Here is a 26,264-nt window from a genome sequence, read left to right as displayed (position 1 = left end):
AAATGAAGCTCTCCGTAGTAATACCAGCCTATAATGAATCAGAGGGCCTTCTTGGCCTTTTAAAAGATATTGATAAAGAATTGCTGGATTATGAGAAAGAGATTATAGTAGTTGATGATGGGTCTAGAGAGAAGATATCAGACTGGCTAGAGCACGGCTTAGATTATATTAAATTGATTCGGCATCCTTATAATATAGGCAATGGTGCTGCGGTAAAGAGTGGCATTAGAGCCTCAAGCGGGGACTGGATATTATTGATGGATGCAGACTCACAGCACCCTCCCAAAGAGATTACTAAACTGCTTAAAGGGTTAGGTTCCTATGATATGGTTGTTGGCTCAAGGGTCGGACATAGAGGTTCTTGGCATAGAAATATTGCCAATCGTATATTCAATAGCTTAGCAAGCTATGTTACAGCTACAAAGATAGTCGATTTAACCTCAGGCTTTAGGCTTATCAGGGCGGATCTATGTAAGCGGTTTCTATATCTTCTACCCAACGGATTCTCTTACCCAACCACTTTAACTCTGGCTTTGCTTAAAACAGGCAGGAGTATAAAATTTCAAAAGGTTGAGATGTTAGAAAGAGAGCAAGGGTCGAGCAAGATAAATATTTTAAAAGATGGAATTAAATTTATACTTATCATTGTAAAGATAGCTACTATATACTCTCCATTTAAGGTGTTCTTGCCGATCTCATTTATATTTTTTATTACAGGATTGATATATTATATCTACACCTATATTAATTGGCATAGTTTTACCAATATGAGCCTGCTGCTTTTCTCTACCTCGGTTATCATATTTCTGCTCTCACTTATAGCTGAGCAGATAGCCCAGCTTTTTGTCAAAGATAGAGAATAGTATTCTTTTATATTCAAAAGATCTTAGGTAGAATATTAGCGTGCTAAGATTGTTATCTTCAAAATTTAAAAGACAGAGTAAGGCGCTCTCTGTTCTATTGCTAATTTTTATAGCATCGGCATTCTTCTTTAAATCCTTAAGTTACGATTTTCTATGGCTAGATCATTTTCAAATTAAATCCAAAGAGTCTATATTAGAAGATAAAGAAGATTTTAAAGACGCATTCTTCAGCTCTACCTTAAAAGATGGCGGTAGAAGAAACTACTATCGGCCTATTTTTAAGATAGTACATAGTTTTAACTATTCTCTATTCAAAGAGAGTCCGTCCGGGTTTCGTTTAGTGTCGATTTGGATACATATTTTTAATCTGGTTTTTTTATATTTCATTTTGTTAAGATTAAAGGTATCTCAAGGCTTGTCTCTAATGTTGACTCTTCTTTGGGGCCTTCTCCCCATCAATCTATCTGCTGTTGTGCTGATAAGCGCCAGGGCAGATCTTTTAGTCACATTTTTTATTTTGGCATCTCTTTTGAGTTTGCTTTTATTTTTAGAAAAAAGGTTCAAGGGATTTATAGTACTATCCATTATAGCCTATATTTTAGCCCTGCTAAGCAAAGAGATTGCATGGCCATTTTTTCTGTTAGTAGTAATCTACTCTATTGTAAAACCCCGATTAAGGTTTTATTCTGCCTATTATACATTAATTGCTTTTGGATATATATTTTGGAGATCAATAATATTAGGCTATATAGGTAGCTCTGTTCCTTTAATGCGGTCTCAGCCAGCCGTTGCTCTACTCTCTTCTTTTGCAGGATTATTTAGGTATATTTTTAAATTTTTTGTACCTCTCAATCTTTCTTTAAGCGATGCTTTTCCAAAATATGATTCTATCTTCAATTTAGAGGTATTCTCGGGTATTTTGATACTCTCCATTTTGGTTTTCTATTTTTTTAGATCTATAATAAAAAGAGATCAACGGTATATGTTTTCCTTAGGTTGGCTGCTATGTTTTTATGCTCCTATATCCAATATTCTTCCTGGATTACATTTTTGGGCGGAAAGATTTTTCTACCTTCCAGGAGTAGGATTAATATTTATCTTAGGGCATCTTGGTGCTTTGAAAAAGTTTAAACGTCTGTTAGTAGCAGCTGTATTGTTTTACGCCATAGTTGGTTTTAAATATCAGAGCTATTTTAAAAATGATCAAATATTGTTTAGGAGAGCTCTAAGCGTTTCGTTAAAAAGTGAGGAAGCATACAATATGCTTGGCTATAGCTATCTCATAAATAATGATTATGGTCAAGCTATCTATTATTATCATTTGGCAGCGCAGGATTTTAGCGGTTATTATACCTATTCTTCTTTAGACGAAACCTACAATAATCTAGGTGTTATATTTATGCGATTAGGGCAGTATTCAGAAGCTAGAAAGTGGTTTAAGCTATTAATTGCTATAGATGATGATAGCAGACTAGCTTTATTGAATTTAAAAACCCTAGATTCTCTAGAGGCTCTTAATAGTGAAGATAATTAATATATTTCCTAGCTCGATAATTATAGCTTTAGGCCTGGTTCTTTATCTAAGTGTTTTAGATGCCCCGTTTATCTACGATGATTTCCATCTTGTAGTTAATAATTATCTCATAACTTCTTTTCAATATATACCAAAAGTCTTTAAGGATGTTTTTGATTTTGGCTCAACGGGATTACCAGCTAGGCCGCTGCAGATTATATCCTATATGTTAGATTATAAAATCTGGGGTTTTAATCCCTGGGGGTATCATTTTACAAATATCATAATACATATAGTAAACTCTCTGCTGATTTATATATTAAGCTTATTTTTTGTGAAAGTAAGAAAAGAAGCTTTTTTAACAGCGCTCCTGTTTGTAATTCATCCTATCAATACTAATGCGGTAAGTTATATATCCGGCAGGGCTGATTTATTGGCGGGAGCTTTTTCTTTTATATCACTAATCTTATTTTTCAAGTTTTTAGATAATCATAAAAATAGTGTTCTTATTTTAAGCCTGTTATCTTTTATAGCTGCAATCTTATCCAAAGAGATAGCTTTGATAGTGCCCTTATTGCTCTCAATCTATGTAGTCATCTTTTACCGCTCTTATTTGCGGTATCTCATTTACCATCTAGCTGCAGCTATTATTTATCTATTACTGAGGCTGCCAGGCTCTTTAGCCGCTACTTTCATTAAGCCTGCACTAAGTGAGAGACTCTTAACTGCACCATCTCTGTTTTTTAGATATCTAAAAATGATATTTTTTCCTCATAATCTCAGGCTCTCCTATGCCATTAATTATATAGATTCACCTAAAGATTTTGCATTCATTCTATATTTAATTTTATTTTCTTTAATCTCTTGTCTTGGACTTTATTTAATTAGAAAGAGCAAGAGAATGGTATTTTTCTCTATATGGTATCTTTTGAATTTTTTACTTATATCCGGAGTGATAGTTGCATTGAATGCTCCTTGTGCTGAGCATTGGCTCTATCTAGGGCTGCCTGCGATCTTTACTTTAATGGCAGCATTGATATATAATCTCTTTTATAGGAAAGCAGTATATAGGTACGCTAGCTATATTCTTATAGCAGGCATGCTTATATTTTATAGCTTTTCAACCCTAGAGCGTAATAAAGAGTGGCTTGTTCCTGAGGATTTTTATAAGAATGAGATTGAGCATACCCCATTCAACTATAAGGCTCATTATAATTTAGGCATGATATATTTTAATGAAGGAAGATATCCAGATGCTGAAGAAAAGTTCAAAAGATCTATTGCTGTATTTCCTGAGCTTCACTTAGCCTACTATGGACTTGCTTTGATTGCTGAAGAAAGAGGGGGTAGGGATCAGGCCATCAGATATTATAATAAAAGTTTGGACATAGTTCCGGGGTTTGATTTAGCAAAAGAGAGACTCAAAGTTTTAGAGGAGAGTTATTCTAGAGATGTTGAAGAGTAAATGGTGCATTCTTTTGCTTTTTTTGATTTTAGGGCTTGGTATTTATTCGACCTCGCTGAATAATGGGTTTATATTTAGCGATCATTATTTAATAGCAGAGAATTGTCTAATAAGGAGCTCCTCTTTTACTCCCTACTACTTTTTGGGCCATATATCTCAGGATGTTAAAGGAGCATTCAGGCCTTTATTTATGCTTAGTTATAATTTAAGTTATAGCTTTTCGAATTATAATACTTTAGGATATAGAATTTTTAATATTCTACTTCATGCTCTCTCTGCGTTTTTTCTGTACAGGATATTATGTCTTTTCTTCAAAGAGCCTGATTCTAAAATAGCGCTCTTGTTATCTATCTTTTTTTTGGTCCATCCTATAAATCTTGATGCGGTGGTACATATTATGGCAAGGTCTACTTTACTTTTCAGCTTTTTTATACTTCTTTCTTTTCATTTTTTTCTAAAGTACAGTTTATCCAAAGCTAAACACCTACTATATCTTTCCGTTGTATTTTATTTGGCTGCTGCTTTAACCAAAGAGCATTTTGTTTTGTATCTTCCAATTCTATTCTCATATATTCTATTGTTCGGTAAAAGGGGATTAAAAAAGTTTATTTGCTTGGCTCCTTACCTTTTGATCTCAATCTCTATCTTTATCTATTGGAAAATAATGAAACTGGCTGTTTTTGCAGAAGCTGTAGTAGATATTCAGTTTAGAACCTGGGGGTTAAACATTTTAACCCAACTTAAAGCCCTGCTGCTCTTTATAAAACTCTTCTTTGTACCGGCAGGATTTTCTTTTGACCACCAGAGCATAGAGGCTCTATCGTACTTTGATCCGGCAGGCTGGATTATGGCCTTTGTACTTGTCATTTTTTTAATACTCTTTGTAAGAGCCAATAACAGGATAAAGTTTGGGATTCTATGGGGAGTATCTTTTTATTTTTGGAGATTTTATATTCAACTAGAATCAATAGCTAGAGAGCGCCATTTTTATTTAACGCAGATAGGCATTATATTTGTTCTCTATGTACTCCTAAGTAGAGTGAAGATCAGAAAACATATTTTCAACCCACTTCTACTTATATTTTTAATCGGGCTTGGCTTGGTTACATATTTAAGAAATCCGCTTTATAAAAATGAACTTATTGCATCTTGCGATATTATGGAGCGTTATCCGGATTCTGAGATTGCTGATTTTCAAATCGGAACATATTTTAAAGCAGAAAAAAGATATTCTGCTGCAGAAGAGCGGTTTGATCGATTAATATTAAATGCTAGAAACCCTCAGCTTAAAGTAAAAGCTCTTCTTAATTTAGTTCAGATAAGAATTGACGAAGCTCGATATGAAGAAGCAGAGGAGATTGCCGTAAAAGCCTTAAAAGAGTTTCCTTACGCCAATGATGTCTACAGTTTGCTTGAAATTATATATCTAAAAACAGGTGATTTTGGATTTGAAGAGCTGATAAAAGAATATCCAGATAATGCAAAACTTTTATTTTATGGAGGAGATTATCTGTTTAGGAAAGGAGAGCTAAGCAGAGCCCGTGATTATTTAAACAGATCTCATAGTTTAGGCTTAGATTACCCGGGGTATTATTTTCTTCTTGGCAGAATAAGCGAGCTTACAGGTGAGAGCGATGAGGCTATAGATTATTATAAGAAACTCCTCTTGGTCTACCCTTTTCATAAAGAGGGGTGCTTTTATTTAGGGACTATTTTAGCCCAGAGAGGCTTAAAAGAGGCTGTATTTTATCTAAGAAGAGCGTCAAAGATAGACCCGGAATTTGCTGCGTCTTATTACAATTTGGGATTATATTATTTAGGTTGCGGTGATAGGATGAAGGCAGCTGTTTTTATAAATAAAGCCAGAGATTTAGGTTATGATATTCCCAAAGGAATAGAAGTTTTTTAATAAAAGATATGCTATGAAAGTATTACTTTTAAATCCATTGGTTAAATATGATATAGATTCTAAATATGAAAAGTATTATATAAGATCTGGTTCTCGCTGGCCCCATTCAGGAGTTAAAAAGAAGAACACCCTTGCTCACTATCTGCCATTTCCTTTTTTTCTGGGTTATTCTGCTGCCTTGCTCAATAGAGATGGTTTCAAAGTCCATATAGTTGATGCTGTAGCCGCGGATATAGGCGAAGAAGATCTGCTTGATATCATAAAAAAAGTAAAACCAGATCTAGTCTTCTATGAACCTACTATTCTTACCTCACAATACGATATTCGTTTTGCATATAAGATAAAGAGTGTCTATGGAGATATGTGTATAGCTTTAGGAGGCTCTTATGCTACTGTTTTTGCTAAGGGGATCATAGAGGATAACCAGGCTGTGGATTTTATCTTAAAAGGTGAATATGAGTTCTCTCTTTTAAATGTAGCTAGACATTTAAGGGATAATGTAGAGATAAAAAGTGGAATAATTTATAGCAAAGAAGGGGAGATTATTGATTCAGGAGAGTCAATATTGATTGATGATTTAGATAGATTACCTTATCCAGAGCGCGATCTCTTTCCTTTAAATGAGAAACCAAATCCCGGTATCTATTGGGATGGTTTTTGTCAAAATTACCCTGCTTATCAGCTCCAGGCATCTAGGGGCTGTCCTTATAGGTGTTATTTTTGTCTCTTTAATCAGGTCATGTACAATAGCGGCAAATATAGGACTTTCTCTCCTCAGATAGTAGTAGAGGAGATGGAGATGATTAAGAGGAGATATAAGGCTAAAGAGATATATTTTGATGATGATGATTTTACAATAGACAGAAGGTTTGTTCTAGATTTATGCTCTGAGATTAAAAACAGAAAATTAGAGTTGAAATGGAGCTGCATGGCTGATGCTATAAATATTGATGAAGAATTGATTAAAACTATGGCTGATGGCGGTTGTATAGGCATTAAATTTGGCGTAGAGAGCGGCAGCGAAAAAATCGTTAAGGAGATTGGGAAGCCTATAGATTTAAAGAGGGTCATTAAAGTGATAAATATCTGTGCTAAATATGGTATTAAGACGCATGCCACTTTCATTTTTGGGCTATTGAATGAAGGCAGAGAAGATTTAAGAGTATCGGCAGCCTATATCCATAATCTTAAAGCAGACTCTATACAGATAAGCATAGCTGTTCCTTATCCTGGGACAAGGTTTTACGTGATGGCTCAAGAGGATAAATCTTTAAAGTTCAATAGCTATGACGGCAAGGGGGCTGTCTATAGAGAGGGCATTAATTTAAGTAAGCTTAGAAGCAAGACCATACTAATCTGGTTTCTTAAAAAATGGCTCTCTCCATTTTTAGTTTTAAGGAATATGAATATCTTTTTTAGAACTTTACGAGGTATGGGAATTAAAATGTTTATAATAAAATTATACGTAGTTTTAATTGATGAATTAAAAAATAATTGAATTTCTATGAAAATTATTGTTTCAACACATGACTCTTTAGCTCCCTTAAAAGGGGGAGGTGCTATAAGAACGCTGAGAGTTGCTCGGGAGTTTAAGAGGAGAGGTCACGATGTGGTTATAGTTGCTCCGACAGATGCTGTATCTAAGATTGAAGATATGAGCGTTGAATGGCTGCATCCGCCTAGAAAGCAGCGCTCTCAAATCTTAAGCAGTATTAAATTCAATATAAGATTAATGAGAAAGTTCCTCTGGCTCGTAGAAGATGCAGATATATTTTTTATACACAATACAATATCTGCAGTGACCATTCCTTTTTTAAAGATGTTTTTTTCATTTAAGTTTGTCTTAGATATAACCGATATACATGCAGAGTATCTGCCCATAGGAAGCAGGAATATCTTAGAACGTATTATAAGTCCTTATCTAATTAGATATGAATATTGGATTATCTCTTATGCTGAGGCTATAATCGTTGCAACGCATGCAATGAAAGATCTTTTGATCAAAAGAAGCATAGCGCAAGAAAGAATAAAAGTTATCTATGATGGTGTCGATGCTGCTGATTTTAATAAAGAGAAGGATATAGGGGCCAATAAGAATATTATCCATTTAGGAGCGATAGATCGTCAACATGGAGTGGATTTAATAGTGAAGGCAGCTGCTAAAGTGATACAGGAGGATAATGATGTAAGATTTTTATTTATAGGCGGAGGGCGTGAGTTTAAATATATTAAAGGATTGGCTAAAGAGCTAGGGCTAAAAAAATACTGTTTTTTTAGCGGGATCTTAGAACATTCTGAAGTTATTCAATACCTTAAAAAGGCCAGCATAGGAATTATTCCCAGAAAGGATTATCTGCCCAATAGGATAGTTACTACTCTTAAGATTTATGAATACTGGGCCTCAGCAACTGCAGTTATAGCCTCTTCTTTAAAAGGATTAAGAGAGATTGCAGAAGACCATAGGGAAGTAATTTTTTTTCAACCCGGAGACTCAGATGACCTGGCAAATAAGATCACGCTTGTTTTAAATGACAGTGCCCTTCGGGAAAAAGTAATTAAGAATGGGTTAAGCAAGGTCAAAAATTTCAGCTGGCAGGATATCGCATCTGCCATAGTAGATTTATCATTAAATAGTTCTAATGCTTAAATCTAAAAAAATAAAATCTTACTACGCAATAGTTTTACTCAGTGCTTTTTTCTGGTGTTTTGCATTAAGTAATATCAGCTCTGAATTCTTAGAATTAGGAGGAGATAGCGCCCAGTATCTTATACTTGCCAAAAGTATTTCAAGTGGTTATGGGCATTGTGCTTTAAATCTGCCTGGTGAGCCGTTCTTTGATCACTATCCGCCGGTTTTCTCGACCTTGCTCTCTTTTATTATAGCTATCTTTGGTCTTAACTATCAGGCTATATACATTTTTATTGCAGCTCTAGGGTATGTCAGTCTTATTTTAATCTATTGTCTAATGAGGAATTATTTAGATAGGAGAAGCTCGTTGTGGGTTACTCTTTTAACGGCTTCGAATCTGTTCTTCTTTGTTTATATAACCAAACATATATTGACTGAAGCATTGTATCTTTTTTTATCTCTTTTAAGTTTTTTATTAATTTTGAAGTACTTTAACTCTTACGATAAAAAGAGATATAGCGTTTTGATACTATCTTTTATTTTAATTATTCTCAGCTATTTTACACGCTATATAGGTATTAGCCTTTTTTTAGCTGTTATTCTATTTTTTATTAAGATAAAACGTGATTATAGGGCAGCGTTAAGTCTTTCGGTTTTATTTTCTATATTTTTTCTTATCTGGAGATTTATCCCCTGGAGTTTGGATATCAACAGGAGCTATATTGCAGGACAGTTTTGGCTAATAGACCCCTACAGGCCTTTCTTGGGCAGCATATTTACAGATCCGGGTACATTGATTTTAAGAATCATAGAAGGAGTTAACATATATCGTCGAGATATAGCAGTTGTTATTATCCCTCTCATGGGTTTAATGAATTACTCTATTTTGAAGTTTATATTACTGCCTATAACATTATTTGTTCTATTTGGATTGTATTTAAGTTTTAAAGATAGAGAAAGACCCGTATTTAATTATTACTTTATTATCTATATGAGTATCTTAATTGTTTGGCCTTATAGAGAGACGCATAGGTTTCTTATGCCGATCATTCCTTTTCTTTATTACTATTTTATAAAAGGTATAATTAGAGCTTTGATTTTTATTAAAATCAAACACACCTACTCTATATTGGCTGTGGTTTTATTGATAAATATAATTGGCAATTTTTTTATAATTCCAGATCTAACTAAAATATCGAAAGCAGAAGAGGAGTTTATATCTCTTCATGGTTGGATTAATGATAATATCGTAGACGATAAAATAATATTATCGCGTAAGCCGACCGTAAGTTTTTTACTTACAGAGCATAAATCGTTAATATTCCCTTACAGTAAAGATCCCAATGATATCTGGGATAGGGTTGTAGAAGAAGAGATAGGCTACATAGTAGTAGATAATTTCTCAGCACAGACTCGTATGTATTTAGGGCCGTTTCTATATCGGTTTAAAGATAAATTAAATCTTATTTATACAGAAGGTGAATCCGGAGTTTTTGAGGTGCTGCACTAATGGATAAAAGAGAGAAGTGGTATCTGGCTGTTCTCATATTAATAGCTCTTGGATTGAGGCTCTACTACGTCTTCCAGCCCATGCGTTATGATGAAGCATTTGGATTTTTATTCTTTTTCTCTCAGCCGCTATCGTTTTCTCTGTCGCATTATATTGCGCCCAATAACCATCTTCTCTATAATCTCTTTGCTCATCCTCTATATGTTCTATTAGGAGACTCTGAATGGGTTATGCGCATGCCTTCCCTTCTCTTTGGCCTGCTATTAATTCCTGCGAGCTATTGCTTGATATCATCTCTATTCAATAAAGAGTCTGGTTTAATCTCTGCCGCATTTCTTGCAATCTCATCTCTTCTTATAGAGTATTCTACCAACGCCAGAGGCTATACCCTCTATCTGTTATTGGCTGTTATTTTTTTCTATTCTATAGAGCTTATATTTAAAGCAGAGAAAAATGGCTGGCTATATTTTATACTCTCTTCAGTCTTGGGTCTCTATACTATTCCAGTTATGATTTATCCTATTGCAGTAGGATTATTTTTGTTTTTAACTAGAGTTATTCAAGATAAATTCAAAAAAAATAAAATTAAAATGTTAATTATCTCAATGACAGCAGTGTTGTTATTAAGTTTTGGACTATATCTTCCGATTATTCTAAAATCTGGATTGGCCTCTATTTTTGCCAATAGATTTGTTATACCCGGATGCTCTTTTGACTTCATAGAAGAGCTGCCTAAATATCTATCTAGTCTTTGGTTGAGCTGGATGAGGGATTTTCCAGGCTGGAGCAGGCTGGCGTTGGCCCTAGTATTATTTATGGCAATTGCAGGGTCAGGAGAGTTAAGAAAAAAATATATCTCTATTATAACCCCTGCTGTTTTAGCTATAATAAGTATATTGCTTTTGAACAGAAGGTTTCCTCCTCAGAGGGTCTTTCTGTTTCTAATTCCACTATATTTTGGAATTATCTCTTCCGCTTTAGTCTATATTTTTAAATGTGATTTTAAAAAAATATTGTTTAGAGCCCTGATTGTATTGGCTGCTCTATCTCTCTCTCTGGCGGTTATTAATGAAGGTGCTGTTATTAAGAGTGAAGAGACAGGGGCTTTAAATGGGGCAGAAGATGCGGTTCTATTTTTAAAAGAGCAACTTAAAGAAGGTGATAATGTGGTATGTTTTATGCCTGCAGATTTTATCCTTGCCTATTATTTTCACCGTCATAATGTCTCTTGGGCTTATCTGGGAGCAGATTTAAAAACAACAGAGAGAGTTTTTGTAGTTTTAAAAAAAGATCAGGATTTAAGTTCTTTATTGGATAAGCATAATTTGCCTAGTTTTTTAAATAATAGTGAGCATATAACGTCATTTAAAGATGTAGATCTTTATAGTTATTTGGATTTTAAGTCAGCCTTGCTATAATTTTGAAAAAAGAGTATTTTAGGTTCATAAATTTTATTTAAAAGTACAGAATTTTAATATGAAGAATACCATTGCTATATCTCTTTCCGGTATAGGTAATACCATACTAGCAATACCTTTCTTAAAAAACCTTCGATCTACCATTAATACAGAGATAAGGTTAGTTTTATTAAATGCAGATCTTGGAAAGATGCTGCAAGATGCAGAATTAATAGACGGCTATTATGTTTTTACAAAAAGAATATTGGCCAATATAGCCTTGCTGTTGAAACTGCGCAAGCAGAAGTTCGATTATGCTTTTACTGTTTTTCCTTCAAATAGAGCAGGCTTTAACATACTTACTTTTTTAATTGCAGCAGAAAATAGAGTTTCGCATGTATTTAAGTTTGGTTTTTTGAAATTTGATTTTTTAATCAATAATAGAGTAGAAGTGAATTCAGCCATCCATGATTTAGAGCAAAATTTAAACCTTTTAGGAGCTTTAAATAGTAAGCGTGGAAATATTAACTATGATTTAGATCTTAAGCTTAGTGGTGATAATCCTGATGTTATAGACCGGTACTTAGAGAATAAAAATTTAAAGAATAGATTTTTAGTGGGTATTCATCCTGGCGGGGGAGGTTTTTGGAATAAAGATTGGCAGGGCCATAAAAAGAGATGGCCTCTAGAAAGATTTGCAGAACTCTCTCAAAGATTAATTAAAGATAAAGATGCATCTATTTTAATCTTTGGGGGGGACGAAGAGAGCTCTCTTAAAAGTAGGTTAGCAGATAGTATAGGAGATAAGACCAGAGTCTTTATTATTGATAATCAGCCACTATATCTAGCGGCTCTCTTTATAAAACATTGTGAACTATTTATATCTAATGATACCGGGCTCATGCATTTAAGCTCTACTCTATCAGTTCCGACTCTAGGTATATTTGGTCCGAGTAATCATATGAGAACAGCTCCGCGTGGTAAGAAGAGCTCTTATATAATAAGTAAGATTGATTGTGCCCCTTGCTTAAAGTACCCCTTCTACTCAAGCAGGAGTAGCATAGAATGCCTTAGAGGGTTGGACTGCTTAAAGAGCATCAGCGTTGATGACGTTTATAATAAGTTAAGAGCCGAGGGGTTAATATAGAGTGATAAAGAAAGAATGTAATTATAAAATCAGTTTGGATTTGGCAGCTGTGATAAAGAGTTATATCAAGGGGCGAGTTTTGGATATTGGAACTGGAGACGGTTCTAAGCTTGCTTTCATATTGGAAGATTCTAGATTCAAAGAGGCTATAGCGCTGGAGCCAGATTCAGCGAAGATTGCTTCTGCAGGGAAGTTATTTAGAGTGGACAGCAGGGTAGAGTTAATAAATACGGATCTAGAAAATCTGCCTCAGAACATAGGGCAGTTTGATGTAATTACAATGTTTGAGGTTATAGAGCACTTGCCTCTTAGTGAGCTAGATAGATATATCAGGAAGATAAAGGAGCTGCTCATTGATGGAGGTGTGATTATAATCTCATCTCCCAATAGGTGTATATATAGATTAATTTGCAACATAGGCTTAGACAGCCCAGAGCCTACCCATTTGTCGGAAATGAACTGGTTAGAATTAAGAAGGGTTATGAAGCGCTATTTTACGGAGCAAATATTTAAGGGTGTGCTGCCGGGTATGAATATTGCAAGAAGAGGCCCTTTACTCTATGGCCTTTTTTCGATCTTAAACAAAAATTTTTCTAATCTGGCTATATCGCGTGCTCTATACTGGATAGGTAAAAAATAGTCTTACCATGAAAAAGATAAATTTTGCTCAAAATAAAAATCTAAAGAGGATCTACTTGCATCCTCACGGTTTAGGCGATTTGATATTATCAATGCCGAGCATAGAATATATCATGGGTAGAGATCCTGGCTTCGGACTGGTGGTCAGAGACAAGATCTATAACTGCGGATTCTTTAATAACTTTCCTTATAAGGAGAGGGTTTTCTTTGGATGCCCCCCGATATGGGATAGAACTCAGGTCATTAAAAGCTTTAAAAGAATAGATAGGGCGGTGGAAGACCTAAGAACTTCTGATATAGATGCTCACTATCTTAAATTCAATAAGAATAGCGATAGAAGGCTGCAAGTTAATAGGGGCCTAGGTAAATGTTTCGATATTAATATTACCTTTGATGATGGAGTATACGGCAGGGTATATCTAGAGAAGAGAGATATAGATTGGGCAAAGAATAACGCTGGTCTAGAGGCATGTTTCTTTCACAGCTATTCTGGGCCTGGATTTAAATCAGTATTACCTTTAAAATTTAAAAAGATAGCGGGATTAGAAGAGGAACAACTTTTCATACCTATCCTAAGAGACAATATTAATTTAAACTTTGCAGTTCAAAAATTAAGTAAAATCAATGTAGTTATAGACTCTGCCTATATGCATTCCTCAGCTGCTATGGGGAAGGATATTGATTTGCTCTTTGTCTCTTTTAAAGTAAAGAATTTTTTTCAGACCTTAAAGCCCAATAATATTAATATAAATAAGATTGTCTACGGTAATCTATCTGATTCTTTAAACTCTTTCTTCTTTTATAAATTCAGAGAGTTTAAATAAAGTTATGAATTTAAAGCTCAAGATCTTACGCAGCAGGCTCCTAAAGCAATTTATAAGATGGGGTTTAACAGATGTTATTCTCGATCTTTATTGGAGTGGGAACAATAAATCCTCGTGGAAAGAAATCAAGAGCAGCGGATATATAGATAAACCTAGGTCAGTCTGGTTTGAACCGACAATGCGCTGCAATCTTAGCTGTGATTTCTGTCATCAATCTAGGAGAAGGGGTTTAAATTTTAGCGAGCTGGGGATAAAAGAGATAGAAAAGTTTTTAAATCACATAAAAGATTGGGGCCTAGACTTAATAGAGATGGTAGGGGGTGAGATATTTATCAGAGAGGATATATTTGAGATACTAGATCTCATAGAGGCTCGAGAGATAAAAGTTAAACTGGGTACCAACGGCTATCTTTTAGATCAAGAGAAGGTAGAGAAGCTGAAAACTTATAAATATATAGAGAGCATAGCAGTCTCAATAGATGCTGATAGGGAGCGCCATAATAATTTAAGAAAATCAGGAGATTCTTTTCAGAGAGCTTATAGAGCATTAGAGTGGCTATGCGATGCTCCGTTTATAGTTGGGCTCTATGCTGTTATTATCCCTGAGAATGTTGATTCCATCGGTTATCTTGTGGATTTGGCTTCTAAATTGAAAGTCGATAGACTTACATTTATGCCTGAAATGTTTTATTCAGAGGGTGATATTAAAGAAGCATCTGATATTTTGAATTTTAATCAGAATGACAGTTTTTTTATACAGCAAAAGGAGCTTAGTGATAAAAAAGCATATTTACAAAAAAGTACCGCGGCTATACATCAGATAATAAGTTTAAGGAGAAGAGGCACTGTATTTACAGCTATATATCCAAGGATTACAGCAAAAGACCCGCTTGAATTCTTTCAGGGTCAAGCACGGGAAGAGAAAAATTTGATCTGTAAGCATCTACATTCCTTGACCGTTATAGAGAATGGAGACGTACTAATATGCCCTTTTATATACAAAAAGATTGGCAATATAACTAAAGATAGCCTGCTTGAGCTTTGGGATAGCAAAATCATGCAGAATTTGCGTAAAGATATATTAAACAATAATTTGCTGCCTATATGTAAAAGATGCTGTTCTCTAGACTATATTTGAGTAGAGCTATTTAATATAAAACTTGTAAAAAACAACTAGGTTAACTAATATTTTTATATGCGAAGGAATAAGGGCTTTACTTTAATTGAGCTTATAATGCTTATCTCAATTTTAGGTTTTGTAGTGCTGATATCTGTGCCTAATATTGATTCTTATTTGGATGCTAGAATATATTCCTGTGCCCAAAAGATAAGTTCTGACATAAGATACACCCAATATCTCTCTATAGCAGAACATAGGCGCTATGGGGTTGAATTTAATGTTTCAGCCAATTATTATCAAGTCTATGAGGTTGATACAGGTACTTTAGCTATAGACCCTTATAGCCGGGCAGGTATGAGCTTGGATTTAGATACAACAGAAGAGTATAAAGGTGTCAGCATAAGCTCAGTAAATATAGATTCTTCAAACGAGCTAAGGTTCTCATCTTTAGGTGAGCCCTTAGATTCATCCGGCAATGATTTATCGGCAGTAAGTACGATAGTTTTAAATTATAGGGGTAGGTCTAAGACGATCACAGTATATCCTGTAACAGGGTGGGTGGAGGTCCAATGAAAGGCTTAACTCTTATAGAGATAATAATTTCAATAGTAGTATTTGTCTTAATAACTATTCCGTTGATGAATTTATTTGCTACTGTCTCTCGCGATACTGATACAGGTATTTATATTAACCGTGCCTCCAGTATGGCTGCATCTTATATGGAGTTAGTCTTAAGCAGGTCTTTTGACGAAGAGGGCTCCTCTCCTTTTACAGATCCTGCTGATCTAGGACCAGATAGCGGTGAGACTACATTGACTGACTATGACGATGTTGATGATTTTAACGGCTACTCTTTCGTAGATTCAGATTATCCTAATATTACCGTTACTGTTTCTGTCTATTATGTAAATAATCCTGATTCTTCAGCCGATTGGGATAGTATAGCTATAGCTGTAACAGATTATAAGAGAATAGATATATTAGCCAACCATGTTCAATTTGACACTATAACTGTATCTAATGGAGTTAGCTATGCGGGGCATAATACGAAATAAAAAGTCGTTTACATTAATAGAGGTAATAATGGTCATCGTTCTTATGGGAATCTTCTCTTACGGTGTTTCGCTCTATGTGCTTAGAGTGGTTGATTCTTGGAAATTTTTAACTCAGAGATATGCATTAGAGCAGGACTCTAAGTTAGCGCTTGATTTTATGAGTCGGGATTTAAAAGAGATAGGCGTAGACTCATCATCCGATCCTACTATAAGCTTTGCTTCAGATGATGCTGTAACCTTTACAAATATTGATTCAGAGAGCATTGCTTATGTATATAACAGTAATATTATCTATAAAAACTCTCAGCCCCTAATTAAGAATGTTAGTAGTTTCCAGGTAAAGTATTACAACCAGAGCAATGCCGAGATTATTCCTGTTGCTGGAATTCTATCTGCTGCACAGATTGAAGATATCTGGTATTTATACTTAAGATTTAATGCTTATAAAGGTGATCAGAGCAGTGCTTTTAACTCTTATGTCTTTCCGAGAAACTTTTTATCTAGATGAATAATTTAATTAAAAAAGATGGACTGGCTCTTCTTTTGGTAATATTTCTAATGATGTTATTCTCTATTTTTGGAATGATGCTTGCCTCTGTTTTTGCCAATAGAACAGAGATAGCGAAAGGGTTCTACCGTATGGTTCAGACTATGTGTGTCAATGATATGGGAGTTGAGAGGGCAAAGCAGAAGCTCTACGATGACTGGAGCTATAGAACTGCAGGATTAAATGAAAGTGTGGATATAGCGGGACTTAACGGCAGTTATACGGCTATAATTACTGGAGCTCCTGGAGATCCGGTTGAGATAAGCATTGAAAGTGAAATATCGGAATAGTCTATTTAGACTTGATTTTATTATGGTTAAACACTAAAATCCAATAACCTTATGAAGATTTCATTTGTAATCCCGGTATATAATGAAGAAGAGAACATCCCGATTCTCTATGAAGAGCTTAAAGGCCTCATCAACTCTGCTGCCATTGAGTCTGAGATTATCTTTATAGATGATGGTTCTACTGATAATAGCTTGGATATTATCAAAAGTATAAAAAGAGAAGACCAGACTGTTGAGGTTCTGTCTTTTGAAAAGAACTATGGGCAATCCAGCGCTTTAAAGGTCGGTTTTGACAGGGCCAGTGGTGATATTGTAGTAACTATGGATTCAGATTTGCAGAATGATCCTACTGAAATTCTAAAACTGCTTCCTTATCTTGAAAAAGGTTATGATGTTGTTTCAGGGTGGAGAAAAAATAGAGCGGACTCTTTTAAAAAGAAGTTTGCGTCAAAGATAGCAAATAGCATAAGAAACAAAATTATAAAAGATGATATTAAAGATACAGGCTGCATGCTTAAAGTATATAGAAGGGATGTTTTGGCTAAGATAGAGATGTTTCGCGGTTTTCACAGATTCCTCCCCTCCCTGCTTAAACTCCATGGAGCATCTGTTATAGAGGTTGAGGTCAATCATAGAAAGAGAAAATTCGGTAAGAGTAAATATGGGATAAAAAACAGGATGCTTAAATCTTTAGTAGATACATTTATTGTTCTCTGGATGAAAAAAAATTATATTAAACCTCATATTAAGGAGGAGTTATGAATACAAATCTCTGGCTTCTAGTGGGTTTTTTGGGGCAGATAATGTTCTCTATGCGTTTTTTAATTCAATGGCTTGCGTCTGAGAAGAGGAAGAAGAGTATAGTCCCAGTATCGTTTTGGTATTTTAGCATAGCAGGAGGCGTATTGCTTTTAAGTTATTCTATATTTCGCAAAGATCCTGTTTTTATGTTAGGGCAGTCAGTAGGCGTGATTATATACTCGCGTAATCTTTATTTAATACATAAGAAACATCAAGTTGATTAAGTGAAAACAATAGGCCTTGTTTTAATCTCTGCATTTATTCTCTTTTTTTTATTGGGCCACCTCTCTTTGATAGACCCCGATGAGGGTCGTTATGCAGAGTCTGCCCGAGAGATGATGGCTTCGAATCAATACCTTATCCCTCTTCTTAACTCAGCTCCGCGGGTTAACAAGCCGATTCTTTTCTATTGGACTATTGTGGCATCTTATAAGATATTCGGTGTCAATGAGTTTGCAGCTCGTTTTCCATCGGCGCTATCTGGATTGGCTTTGATTTTAGGATTGTATTTTTTTATAAAAAGAGAGAAAAATAAAAATTCTTTTATTCCAACCTTAATCTTACTTAGCTTTCCTGCTTTCTTAATAAGTTCGCGCATTGCTATAACAGACATGCTTTTCACGGCTTTTATTGTTTTTTCTATCTTTGCTTTTTGGCGCAGCTTGAGCAACAAGAAGTTTATACTGCTATCTTTTATTTTTGCTGGTCTGTCTTTGGCTACCAAAGGACCTGTAGGGGTGATCTTAATATTTTTATCTGTCTCGATCTTCTCTATTATCGAAAAAGATTCACATTATTTAAGGAGATTTTTAAATCCTTGGGGTATTATGCTCATGTTTTTAATAGGCGGGTTTTGGTATTTGATTCTTTTTTTAAAAATAGGCCAAGTTGAGTTTTTAGAGCTCATAAGACAAGAGACTCTGGGAAGATTTCAAGGAGGTTTTGTACATAGAGAGCCTTTTTATTATTATATTCCTTTAATATTTATAGGGTCTCTACCTTGGATACTATTCTTATTTGGTTTAAGAAAGTCTGATTTAACAATTAAGTTGAATAGGTTTTTAATAAGCTATATTTTTACAGCAGTTATATTTTTTAGCCTCTGCAAGAGTAAGCTTCCAACCTATATTCTATCTATCTTTCCGCCATTAGCCGTAGTGCTTAGTAATAGCGTAGAGAGAGCTTGGGAGAAGAGGACAAGAGTTGGATTGTTCTTCTTTTTTATGCTAGCGGCTGTCAGCTTTGCTCTTAGATTTATAGTCTCAGATTTCATAGATGTTGGGTTAGATATACCTTTTAAAAACATAGCTTTGATAATATTTCTCATAGCTCTTCCTCTGTTGATATTGCATAGGAGAAAGCTCAAAACCCAGTTTCCATATCTTTCTCTAGCGCCTACCTTGATATACTTCTATCTTTTGATAGCTTACGGAGATGCATTCTCCAATTACCGCTCGACCGAGAATCTCTTTAAAGGCAGAGACTTAGATGTCGAGGTTATCTACACTTGGAAGTTCTTTAAGCCCAGCATTCTCTTTTATTCTAAATCTCAAGTAAAGGAGATAAAAGAAATAGAAAATTTTAAAGGCAGCGATATCATAATCCCTAAGGAGGAGCTCTCTTTTTTGAAGGAGAGGCTGCCTGCTCTTGATATAATATCTGAGACAGATAAATATTATTTGATTAAGGTACAAAAGTTACAAAAATAGTTTGATTCTGCAACCCAAAAGATATAAAATCCCTTTATGGCTGAAATATTGACCAATCCTTTTACTCCGCAATCAGGTCTTGAGCCAAGGATTTTAGGCGGGAGAGAGCAGCTGGTTAAAGATTTCTCCAGCCTCTTGCAGAAAAGAAAAGAGAGAGAGTATTTCCATCTACTGCTTTTAGGAGAATGGGGAAGGGGTAAGACATCTCTTCTTAAATATTACAAGAAAATCTCTCAGAATGAATCTTGTAAGGCAGCATATACCTCTTTAGCCAAGAGCGGTCCTAGAGATTCTTACAGGGATGTCCTGTCGTCAATTGTCGAGGAGATAACTTTCGGCCTCGGCCTAGATATAGACCTCTCTTCTTTTCAAAATAGATCAAAGAATGCAGCCATCTCACTTGTTGAAGCGTTAAAGAGTATATTTAAAGGTTCAAACTCTCAGATGTTGGTGGTTTTGGTCGATGATATTCAGAATATATCTGAGATGCCTAAGGTCTTAGATCTCCTAAGGATTGCTCTCTCAAATGAAGATTTGATAAAAGAGACCAATATTCTTTTTGTGCTTGCCTCAACCCCCTCGGGCTGGACGGATTTTTTAAAAAGATATGATCCTATAGGCAGATTTTTTAGAAAGAAACAGATATTGGATAAACTCCCAAAAGATAGCCTGATGGCTACAGTGAAGAACACTCTTAATGGTACAGGGGTTATCTTTGAAAGCAGTATTATGGATAATTGTTGGGATTACTCCGAAGGCCATCCTTATGAGCTGCAGCTCTTGGCAAACCATCTTTATGATAATCAGATAAAAGGGGTTGTAAGTAAAGAGTGCTGGGAGGTTTCACTGCTCAACACATTAAAGGATCTTGGTATTGAATATTTTTCTTCACTCTATGATAAAGCCAGCGAGAGAGAGAAAGAATTACTTCATATATTTGCAGAGAAGGGAGACTACCTTAGTCTCACTCAACTAAAAGATATAATCATTTTTGAAGAGAAGATAAAAAACTACCCTGTCTCTAATATTAAAAATTTCGTCTATAGATTGGTCGATAAGAACCTTATTTTGCGGCGGGATGATAAAAAATATAGAATCTTAGATAGGATGTTTGCAGAATATATTTTAAGATTTAGATAAAAATATGAATTGTAAAATTTGCGGTAATGAAGCTTCGCTTAAATTAAAGAGTCATAATTTAAAACTTTGTGAAGAGGATTTTAGGGTTTTTCTGGATAGACAATTTAGGCGGGCGGTAGCAGATATGGAGATGTTTAGTAGGCAGGAGCCTGTCCTTGTTGCTGTTTCAGGCGGTAAAGATTCACTACTTTGCTGGCATCTTATTAATAAGCTGGCCTATAAGAGCGAGGGTATTTTTTTAGACCTAGGCATAGAGGGTTTCTCCAGTGCCAGTAAGAATAAGATTTCTAACTTTGCAAAAGAGAGAGGGCTTAAGTTTAAGGTACTAAAGATTGAAGAGTTAACAGGGTTTGACATAAGAACGATGTTGAAAAAGAAGAGATTCTGTTCAGTATGCGGGATGATTAAAAGATACTGGCTGAATAGATATGCTTATGAGAACGGTTTTTCAGTCATAGCTACAGGGCATAATTTAGACGATGAGAGTGCAACCCTGCTTGGTAATATATTACGTTGGCAGCTAGGCTATATTAGGAGGCAGTATCCCAGGCTTGATGCAGTAGGTTCTAAGCTTATCAGCCGAGTAAAGCCGCTATATAAAATGAGTGAATATGAGATAAAGACCTATGCTGACCTAGAAGGCATAGATTACCTTAGTGATAGCTGTCCGTTTAAAAAAGGCAATACTCAGGACGTATATAAAGAGGCTCTTGATTTGATAGAAGAACATTCTCCAGGTACAAAGAGTAGTTTTCTATTTCAGTTTTTGGATAAAAAGAAAGATATATTTGAGAGAGATGAGGGGCTCTGTCTAAATGAATGCTCTAGGTGCGGTATGTTGACAACTCAAGAGGTCTGTTCATATTGTAAATTAATAGAAAAGGAGAAAGCTAGATATGAGTTTCAAGAAAAATGAACTTGTCATAGTAAGGGATGATAAAAACAAAACCTATCTTCAAAAATTAGATTCTAAAGGAAGGTTTCAATCTCATGTAGGAATAGTCCATCACAAGGATATGATTGGGAAGGAAGAGGGGGAGGTATTTTTAACATCTACAAATAGAGAGGTCTCCGTATTCTATCCTACCTTAAATGATTTTATACACAAGATGGGCAGAAAGACAGCCATAATACACCCTAAAGATATAGGGATTATACTCTTTTTAGCGGATATAAAGCCTGGAGACAGGATTGTTGAAGCAGGGACAGGCTCTGGGGCATTACTCTTAGCGTTGAGTCGTTATGTGGGTAAAAAAGGGCATATATACTCATATGACAACCGTTCTGAATTGCAGGATGTTGCACGGAAAAATTTAGAGAAGTTTTATAATAAATTCCCCAGCAATGTAACCTTAAAACAGCAGGATATTTCTAATGTGATAGACGAGGATAATCTGGATGCTATAGTGCTGGACTTCTCTCAACCCTGGGAGGTTATACCTGAGGCGGTTAAATCTTTACGAAGAGGAGGGAGTTTCTCTTCCTACATACCGACCATTATTCAAGCCGAGAGGTTTGTTAAAGAACTAGAAGCAACTGAATCGTTTCTAGATATAGAGATAGTTGAGGTGCTGCTTAGGCCTTGGCAGATAAAGGGCTATAGCGTTAGACCTCAACATAGAATGGTAGGCCATACAGGGTTTATGGTATTTGCTAGATTTAAGGGTTCTCCAAATATTAAAAAATAGATTCATTATTTAGTTTTTAATTTTTAATGTGAAGATACTTATTATAACCTTAAGCAATATAGGCGATGCTGTCTTAACAACAGGAGTGTTAGAAGCTTTAAAAGCCAAATTTCCTAACCTTGTTTTAGATATCGTGGTTGATGAGAGAGCTCAGGGCGTATTCTCTTGTGATGATAGAGTCAACCGGATTCACCTATACAAGAAGAGCCTCTCTTTCTTAGATAAGTTTAGATTTTTTATAAGTTTGAGAAAACAGAATTATGATTTAGTTGTAGATTTAAAGAATATCTTCGCATCTTTTTTAATATCGTTTCACTCTTTAAAGAGCAAGAAAGTCAAGGCTCATGCATATCTTAAGCATAACATGGCTTTAAGAGAGCTTTTCAGCAAAGAAGAGCTCGGTATCTTTAAGCCTAAAGTTTTATGGAGCGATAAAGAGAGAGAGCATATAGATTCATTTGGGCTCAATAAGTATCTAGTGATCTCTGCTACTGCAAAGAGTTTTACCAAGTCTTGGCCTCTAAAGCATTACAAGGCTTTAATAGCACTTCTCCTGATGAAATATCCCGATTTAGACATTGTCTTAACAGGCAACGACCAGGAGAAGAGTGTCTTAGAAGAGTTGGTCCTAGATGGCAGGGTTAAGAACCTTGGAGCTAAGACTACTATACCCCAGTTAGCCTGTTTAATAGCAGGGGCAGAGATAGTTATAACAAATGACAGCGCATCTCTACATCTGTCTTCAAGCTCAAATAGACCTACGGTTGCAATATTTGGCCCTACACCTGCGGTTAAATATGGGCCATTAGCAGATAATTCAGCTCTTATTAAGAGAAGCTATTCTTGTTCGCCTTGTGAGAAGGCTCAATGCATCTTTTCCGACAAGAGATGCCTGGAGTCTATTAAACCGTACTATGTTTTAAATATTATCGAGAAGATACTGGATGGTAAGAAAAGGGATGGGAGCAATGAATATAACAGGATTCTTCTTAGTCGTACAGATAGGATGGGAGACTTACTGCTTACTACTCCGGCCATTGAGGCGGTACGAAATAAATTTCCCAATGCATACATCTGTTTTCTCTCTAACTCTAAGACGGTAGCGCTTTTAAAAGACAATCCTTATATCGATGAAGTAATTGGTTTAGATAAAGATAAAAATCATAAAGGTATCTTAGGGTTTTTAAGATTGCTTAGAGAGATCAGAGAGAGGAAGTTTGATCTATCTGTACATCTCCATCCTACAAATAGAAATCATTTGCTCTCTTTTCTCGGGAGTATTCCAAAAAGAGTGGGCTATGATTCTAAGCTGGGCTTACTTAATAATATGAGGGTTGAACATAAGAAGCAGGAAGGTGAGAAGTCAGAAGCAGAATATAATTTCGATCTTCTTAGAAAAATAGGTATTGATAAGATATCTTTAAATCAGTTTATAGTTCCAGATAGAGGTGCTTTAGAGTGGGTAGATAGAGAGCTTCAAAGTAAAAATATAACCCGCTTTGCTGTTATCCACCCCGGGGCATCTTGTAAATCAAAACTTTGGGATTTAGAAAATTTCATAGAACTTTCAAAAAGAATAAAGCTCAAAAACAACTTAGAGGTTATATTTATATTAGGTCCTGACGATGAAGAACTAAGAGATAGATTGAATCAGCATCCAGAGATTAGTCCCTATCTTTATTACAACATTACTTTAGAGAGATCGGTGGCTTTAATATCAAGGGCTTCTCTTATGATATCCAATGATTCAGGTCCTATGCATATAGCCGATAGCCTAGACAAGCCTCTGATTGTGATATTTGGAAGAAATCAAGCCGGGCTATCGTATAAGCGCTGGGGTCCTTTGGGAGAGCATGCTAAAGTAATATATGAAGATTCAGGATGTAAGGAATGCCTTGCTCATAACTGCAAAAAAGGTTTTATCTGTCTTAAGAATATTGCAGTCGATAGAGTCTATGGTCAGTTTGTAAAGATGATAAGTGAGGTCCAGATATAAAGAGGTTACTGTTAATCCTCATCTTAATTGTAAATATCTCTTGTGCCAGAAGAATGGCTATGCAGTCACCTGCTATCTACAGCAGAGAGTGGCAAGAAAAAGATATTGTTATACCAAGAAGTGAAGTGGCCGATTTTGCTCATGAGGAGCATCTCTATAAGATTCGCTGGCTTGGATTGATTGTTGCCGAGGCTGAATTTAAGAATCTAGGGTTAGAAGAATACAATGGAGTTGAATGCTATCATATAGTTATAACAATGCGGACGCATAAGGTTTTAAACTTTATATTTAAAGTTAAAGATGAGTTCCATTCTTATATCGATAGCAAGAGCTTAAAACCTTTGGCCTATATAGTCAAAAGAAGAGAGGGCGGGTATCGTTCTGAATCAGAGACAATATTTGATTATAAGAATAATAAGTTAATATACCACTCTCTCCTTGATGATTCTAAGAAAGAGATAGATCTAGAGCCTGACTATTATGATTTTTTCAGCTGCTTCTATAAATTTAGAACCTCTGATTTTGATAAAGGCCTCCATAGCTTTAAAGCGATTCAAAGAGCAAAAATATGGCAGATAGATATTGAAGTTGTGAAGAAGGGGCTTCTCGAGCTACGCGGGCATGGTACTCCAGATGTTGTTTTAGTCAATATTAAAGCATCGAGTGGACAAGAGAAGGCAAGAGGAGAGGCCTGGATCTGGTTCTCCGGTGATAAAAAGAAAGTCCCGCTCTTGGCTCAGTTCAACATCAATATCCCTGTTGTGGGGACTGTAAGGGCGGCTTTAGAGAAATAATAATGTACTGTTATTTTCCGATTTATTTGTCTTAGATTTTAGCATTGATAAGTTTGATTGGCTTTGGTAGTGTTATAAATTCAACGGCTTAGTTGATATACAGGGGGTGTAGCTCAGTTGGGAGAGCATCTCGTTCGCAATGAGATTCAGGTGTTTTCTGTAACTTCAACAAAATCAAGGTATTGTATTTATTCCCTTTAAAATAAACCAGTTAGCGACTTACCTGTATTACCACCTATTATCGTCTATTACCATGTATTGCCACCTATTCTGGACACTTTTTGGACACTAAGAGTTTTAGTTGTAACAAGCAAAATAAAAACATTTAAAAGTAATTTGACAAGTTGGATTTATATGGTATAAATGTTGTATGAAATTTACGGGTTTGGCAATGTTAATAAAAGCATACAGGAGGTAGAACAATGAAGAGATTGATATGTATTTTTTTAGCAGTTGTATTTCTGATCTCATCTTCTGGGATATACCCAACAAGGGAAGTAGAAGCGTATGGTTATTTATTATTATGGTTTGTAGCAGGATATTCTATTGCTGCTATGGTTATTAATGGTGTTGAATATGATGCTCCACCCTGGTGGTATGAAGTTAGCGTAGATGAGATTGCAGCAGAATTTGTTAATCCTCAAGGTGAAGAATCAAAAGAAGAGGCTCTTACCGGCTTATTATACCATGCTCAACGTGACTCCTCTGTAGATCTCAGCGTATACGGGGCTACTGTTTTAGAGACTTTGAGATTAAGCAATAATAATTATGATAAAAAATCATTTATTAAATTCTTAGGTGTTATAAAACATAAAGAAGCGGGTTCTGATTTAGTCAGATTGTTTACAGAGACAGACGATGAAGAGTTACAGATAGCTTGTGTTAGAACCTTAGGAGTATTGGGCGATGAAGCTGCGGCATCTCTTTTGCATGAACATTTAGAAAAATGTTTCAATAGAAGTGATGTACCTCAAGATATGGCGGCTGCTTTATCGGGAGCATTAGGTTTACTTGGGGACGAATCCTCATCACCATTATTTAAGCAGATGCTTCAAGAGAAAGACTGGCCTTTACGATGTGCAGCTGCAGTAGGATTAGGTTATCTGGGCCTAGGCCGCGTAGAGTTAGAGCAGGCTCTTGTTGAAGAGTCTAACAACGATACAAAGGTAGCGATGTTAGATGCACTCGGCAAGATAGGAGACGTTGCCTCTGTAGGCGTCATTGTAGA

Annotated in this window: 25 protein-coding genes; all 25 read left to right on the top strand. The window is 35.5% G+C overall.

From position 1 onward, the window contains the following. Positions 1-2: 2 nt before the first annotated feature. Positions 3-863 (top strand): glycosyltransferase family 2 protein, encoded by an 861-nt coding sequence (locus tag P9X27_03305; GenBank protein ID MDP8253408.1) that lies wholly within the window; start codon positions 3-5, stop codon positions 861-863. A 40-nt stretch (positions 864-903) separates the two neighbouring features. Continuing rightward, complete coding sequence (locus P9X27_03300; protein ID MDP8253407.1) at positions 904-2,397, top strand: tetratricopeptide repeat protein; 1,494 nt, start codon at positions 904-906, stop codon at positions 2,395-2,397. Beyond that, on the top strand, positions 2,384-3,841 hold the full coding sequence (locus P9X27_03295) for a tetratricopeptide repeat protein (GenBank protein ID MDP8253406.1): 1,458 nt from the start codon (positions 2,384-2,386) through the stop codon (positions 3,839-3,841). The genes P9X27_03300 and P9X27_03295 overlap by 14 nt, the downstream gene beginning before the upstream one ends. Further along, complete coding sequence (locus tag P9X27_03290) at positions 3,828-5,750, top strand: tetratricopeptide repeat protein (protein ID MDP8253405.1); 1,923 nt, start codon at positions 3,828-3,830, stop codon at positions 5,748-5,750. Before P9X27_03295 ends, P9X27_03290 begins: the two co-directional genes overlap by 14 nt. Positions 5,751-5,763: 13 nt before the next feature. Continuing rightward, on the top strand, positions 5,764-7,248 hold the full coding sequence (locus tag P9X27_03285; GenBank protein MDP8253404.1) for a radical SAM protein: 1,485 nt from the start codon (positions 5,764-5,766) through the stop codon (positions 7,246-7,248). A gap of 6 nt (positions 7,249-7,254) precedes the next feature. Beyond that, positions 7,255-8,397, top strand: a complete 1,143-nt coding sequence (locus P9X27_03280) for a glycosyltransferase family 4 protein (GenBank protein ID MDP8253403.1) — start codon at positions 7,255-7,257, stop codon at positions 8,395-8,397. After that, complete coding sequence (locus P9X27_03275) at positions 8,390-9,889, top strand: glycosyltransferase family 39 protein (GenBank protein ID MDP8253402.1); 1,500 nt, start codon at positions 8,390-8,392, stop codon at positions 9,887-9,889. The genes P9X27_03280 and P9X27_03275 overlap by 8 nt, the downstream gene beginning before the upstream one ends. Beyond that, entirely contained in the window at positions 9,889-11,307 is a 1,419-nt protein-coding gene (locus P9X27_03270; GenBank protein MDP8253401.1) for a glycosyltransferase family 39 protein, read from the top strand. Before P9X27_03275 ends, P9X27_03270 begins: the two co-directional genes overlap by 1 nt. A gap of 58 nt (positions 11,308-11,365) precedes the next feature. After that, positions 11,366-12,433, top strand: a complete 1,068-nt coding sequence (locus P9X27_03265; GenBank protein ID MDP8253400.1) for a glycosyltransferase family 9 protein — start codon at positions 11,366-11,368, stop codon at positions 12,431-12,433. 1 nt (position 12,434) lies between these two features. Beyond that, positions 12,435-13,073 carry a class I SAM-dependent methyltransferase gene (locus P9X27_03260; GenBank protein MDP8253399.1) on the top strand — a complete coding sequence of 213 codons (639 nt, stop codon included), beginning with the start codon at positions 12,435-12,437 and terminating at the stop codon, positions 13,071-13,073. 7 nt (positions 13,074-13,080) lie between these two features. Further along, positions 13,081-13,896 carry a hypothetical protein gene (locus P9X27_03255; GenBank protein ID MDP8253398.1) on the top strand — a complete coding sequence of 272 codons (816 nt, stop codon included), beginning with the start codon at positions 13,081-13,083 and terminating at the stop codon, positions 13,894-13,896. 4 nt (positions 13,897-13,900) lie between these two features. Then, the gene (locus tag P9X27_03250; protein MDP8253397.1) at positions 13,901-15,034 is read left to right on the top strand and encodes a radical SAM protein; all 1,134 of its coding nucleotides are present in this window, start codon (positions 13,901-13,903) and stop codon (positions 15,032-15,034) included. Between the two features lie 57 nt (positions 15,035-15,091). Further along, a complete protein-coding gene (locus tag P9X27_03245; GenBank protein MDP8253396.1) occupies positions 15,092-15,589 on the top strand; it encodes a prepilin-type N-terminal cleavage/methylation domain-containing protein in 498 nt (165 codons plus the stop codon). Next, positions 15,586-16,071: a hypothetical protein gene (locus P9X27_03240; protein MDP8253395.1), complete on the top strand. Its 486-nt coding sequence runs from the start codon at positions 15,586-15,588 to the stop codon at positions 16,069-16,071. Before P9X27_03245 ends, P9X27_03240 begins: the two co-directional genes overlap by 4 nt. Continuing rightward, positions 16,049-16,579 carry a prepilin-type N-terminal cleavage/methylation domain-containing protein gene (locus tag P9X27_03235; GenBank protein MDP8253394.1) on the top strand — a complete coding sequence of 177 codons (531 nt, stop codon included), beginning with the start codon at positions 16,049-16,051 and terminating at the stop codon, positions 16,577-16,579. Before P9X27_03240 ends, P9X27_03235 begins: the two co-directional genes overlap by 23 nt. Further along, positions 16,576-16,908 (top strand): hypothetical protein, encoded by a 333-nt coding sequence (locus P9X27_03230; GenBank protein ID MDP8253393.1) that lies wholly within the window; start codon positions 16,576-16,578, stop codon positions 16,906-16,908. Before P9X27_03235 ends, P9X27_03230 begins: the two co-directional genes overlap by 4 nt. A gap of 51 nt (positions 16,909-16,959) precedes the next feature. Continuing rightward, positions 16,960-17,670 (top strand): glycosyltransferase family 2 protein, encoded by a 711-nt coding sequence (locus tag P9X27_03225; GenBank protein MDP8253392.1) that lies wholly within the window; start codon positions 16,960-16,962, stop codon positions 17,668-17,670. Then, positions 17,667-17,933: a lipid-A-disaccharide synthase N-terminal domain-containing protein gene (locus tag P9X27_03220; GenBank protein ID MDP8253391.1), complete on the top strand. Its 267-nt coding sequence runs from the start codon at positions 17,667-17,669 to the stop codon at positions 17,931-17,933. Before P9X27_03225 ends, P9X27_03220 begins: the two co-directional genes overlap by 4 nt. Continuing rightward, positions 17,934-19,418, top strand: coding sequence for a glycosyltransferase family 39 protein (locus P9X27_03215; protein MDP8253390.1), 1,485 nt, complete (start codon positions 17,934-17,936; stop codon positions 19,416-19,418). A 36-nt stretch (positions 19,419-19,454) separates the two neighbouring features. Beyond that, positions 19,455-20,558 carry an ATP-binding protein gene (locus P9X27_03210; GenBank protein ID MDP8253389.1) on the top strand — a complete coding sequence of 368 codons (1,104 nt, stop codon included), beginning with the start codon at positions 19,455-19,457 and terminating at the stop codon, positions 20,556-20,558. Positions 20,559-20,562: 4 nt separating this feature from the next. Next, entirely contained in the window at positions 20,563-21,474 is a 912-nt protein-coding gene (locus P9X27_03205) for an ATP-binding protein (GenBank protein ID MDP8253388.1), read from the top strand. Then, positions 21,455-22,246, top strand: coding sequence for a tRNA (adenine-N1)-methyltransferase (locus P9X27_03200; GenBank protein ID MDP8253387.1), 792 nt, complete (start codon positions 21,455-21,457; stop codon positions 22,244-22,246). Before P9X27_03205 ends, P9X27_03200 begins: the two co-directional genes overlap by 20 nt. A 28-nt stretch (positions 22,247-22,274) precedes the next feature. Next, complete coding sequence (locus P9X27_03195; GenBank protein ID MDP8253386.1) at positions 22,275-24,242, top strand: glycosyltransferase family 9 protein; 1,968 nt, start codon at positions 22,275-22,277, stop codon at positions 24,240-24,242. Between the two features lie 53 nt (positions 24,243-24,295). Next, on the top strand, positions 24,296-25,036 hold the full coding sequence (locus tag P9X27_03190; protein ID MDP8253385.1) for a DUF3108 domain-containing protein: 741 nt from the start codon (positions 24,296-24,298) through the stop codon (positions 25,034-25,036). A 422-nt stretch (positions 25,037-25,458) separates the two neighbouring features. Continuing rightward, positions 25,459-26,264 (top strand): hypothetical protein (locus P9X27_03185; GenBank protein ID MDP8253384.1); only part of this gene is annotated, 806 nt, incomplete at its 3' end.

This window comes from Candidatus Kaelpia aquatica (assembly GCA_030765335.1).
Classification (GTDB): Bacteria; Omnitrophota; Gorgyraeia; order Kaelpiales; family Kaelpiaceae; genus Kaelpia; species Kaelpia aquatica.
This window is presented reverse-complemented; position numbering and strand designations above follow the sequence as displayed.

Excerpts from the sequence above, each read along its gene's own strand:
- P9X27_03250 (MDP8253397.1), top strand. The coding sequence starts at position 13,901 with ATGAATTTAAAGCTCAAGATCTTACGCAGCAGGCTCCTAAAGCAATTT.
- P9X27_03255 (MDP8253398.1), top strand. The coding sequence starts at position 13,081 with ATGAAAAAGATAAATTTTGCTCAAAATAAAAATCTAAAGAGGATCTAC.
- P9X27_03230 (MDP8253393.1), top strand. The coding sequence starts at position 16,576 with ATGAATAATTTAATTAAAAAAGATGGACTGGCTCTTCTTTTGGTAATA.
- P9X27_03290 (MDP8253405.1), top strand. The coding sequence starts at position 3,828 with ATGTTGAAGAGTAAATGGTGCATTCTTTTGCTTTTTTTGATTTTAGGG.
- P9X27_03305 (MDP8253408.1), top strand. The coding sequence starts at position 3 with ATGAAGCTCTCCGTAGTAATACCAGCCTATAATGAATCAGAGGGCCTT.
- P9X27_03275 (MDP8253402.1), top strand. The coding sequence starts at position 8,390 with ATGCTTAAATCTAAAAAAATAAAATCTTACTACGCAATAGTTTTACTC.
- P9X27_03245 (MDP8253396.1), top strand. The coding sequence starts at position 15,092 with ATGCGAAGGAATAAGGGCTTTACTTTAATTGAGCTTATAATGCTTATC.
- P9X27_03205 (MDP8253388.1), top strand. The coding sequence starts at position 20,563 with ATGAATTGTAAAATTTGCGGTAATGAAGCTTCGCTTAAATTAAAGAGT.
- P9X27_03190 (MDP8253385.1), top strand. The coding sequence starts at position 24,296 with ATGGCTATGCAGTCACCTGCTATCTACAGCAGAGAGTGGCAAGAAAAA.
- P9X27_03200 (MDP8253387.1), top strand. The coding sequence starts at position 21,455 with ATGAGTTTCAAGAAAAATGAACTTGTCATAGTAAGGGATGATAAAAAC.
- P9X27_03270 (MDP8253401.1), top strand. The coding sequence starts at position 9,889 with ATGGATAAAAGAGAGAAGTGGTATCTGGCTGTTCTCATATTAATAGCT.
- P9X27_03285 (MDP8253404.1), top strand. The coding sequence starts at position 5,764 with ATGAAAGTATTACTTTTAAATCCATTGGTTAAATATGATATAGATTCT.
- P9X27_03220 (MDP8253391.1), top strand. The coding sequence starts at position 17,667 with ATGAATACAAATCTCTGGCTTCTAGTGGGTTTTTTGGGGCAGATAATG.
- P9X27_03240 (MDP8253395.1), top strand. The coding sequence starts at position 15,586 with ATGAAAGGCTTAACTCTTATAGAGATAATAATTTCAATAGTAGTATTT.
- P9X27_03225 (MDP8253392.1), top strand. The coding sequence starts at position 16,960 with ATGAAGATTTCATTTGTAATCCCGGTATATAATGAAGAAGAGAACATC.
- P9X27_03280 (MDP8253403.1), top strand. The coding sequence starts at position 7,255 with ATGAAAATTATTGTTTCAACACATGACTCTTTAGCTCCCTTAAAAGGG.
- P9X27_03235 (MDP8253394.1), top strand. The coding sequence starts at position 16,049 with ATGCGGGGCATAATACGAAATAAAAAGTCGTTTACATTAATAGAGGTA.
- P9X27_03265 (MDP8253400.1), top strand. The coding sequence starts at position 11,366 with ATGAAGAATACCATTGCTATATCTCTTTCCGGTATAGGTAATACCATA.
- P9X27_03210 (MDP8253389.1), top strand. The coding sequence starts at position 19,455 with ATGGCTGAAATATTGACCAATCCTTTTACTCCGCAATCAGGTCTTGAG.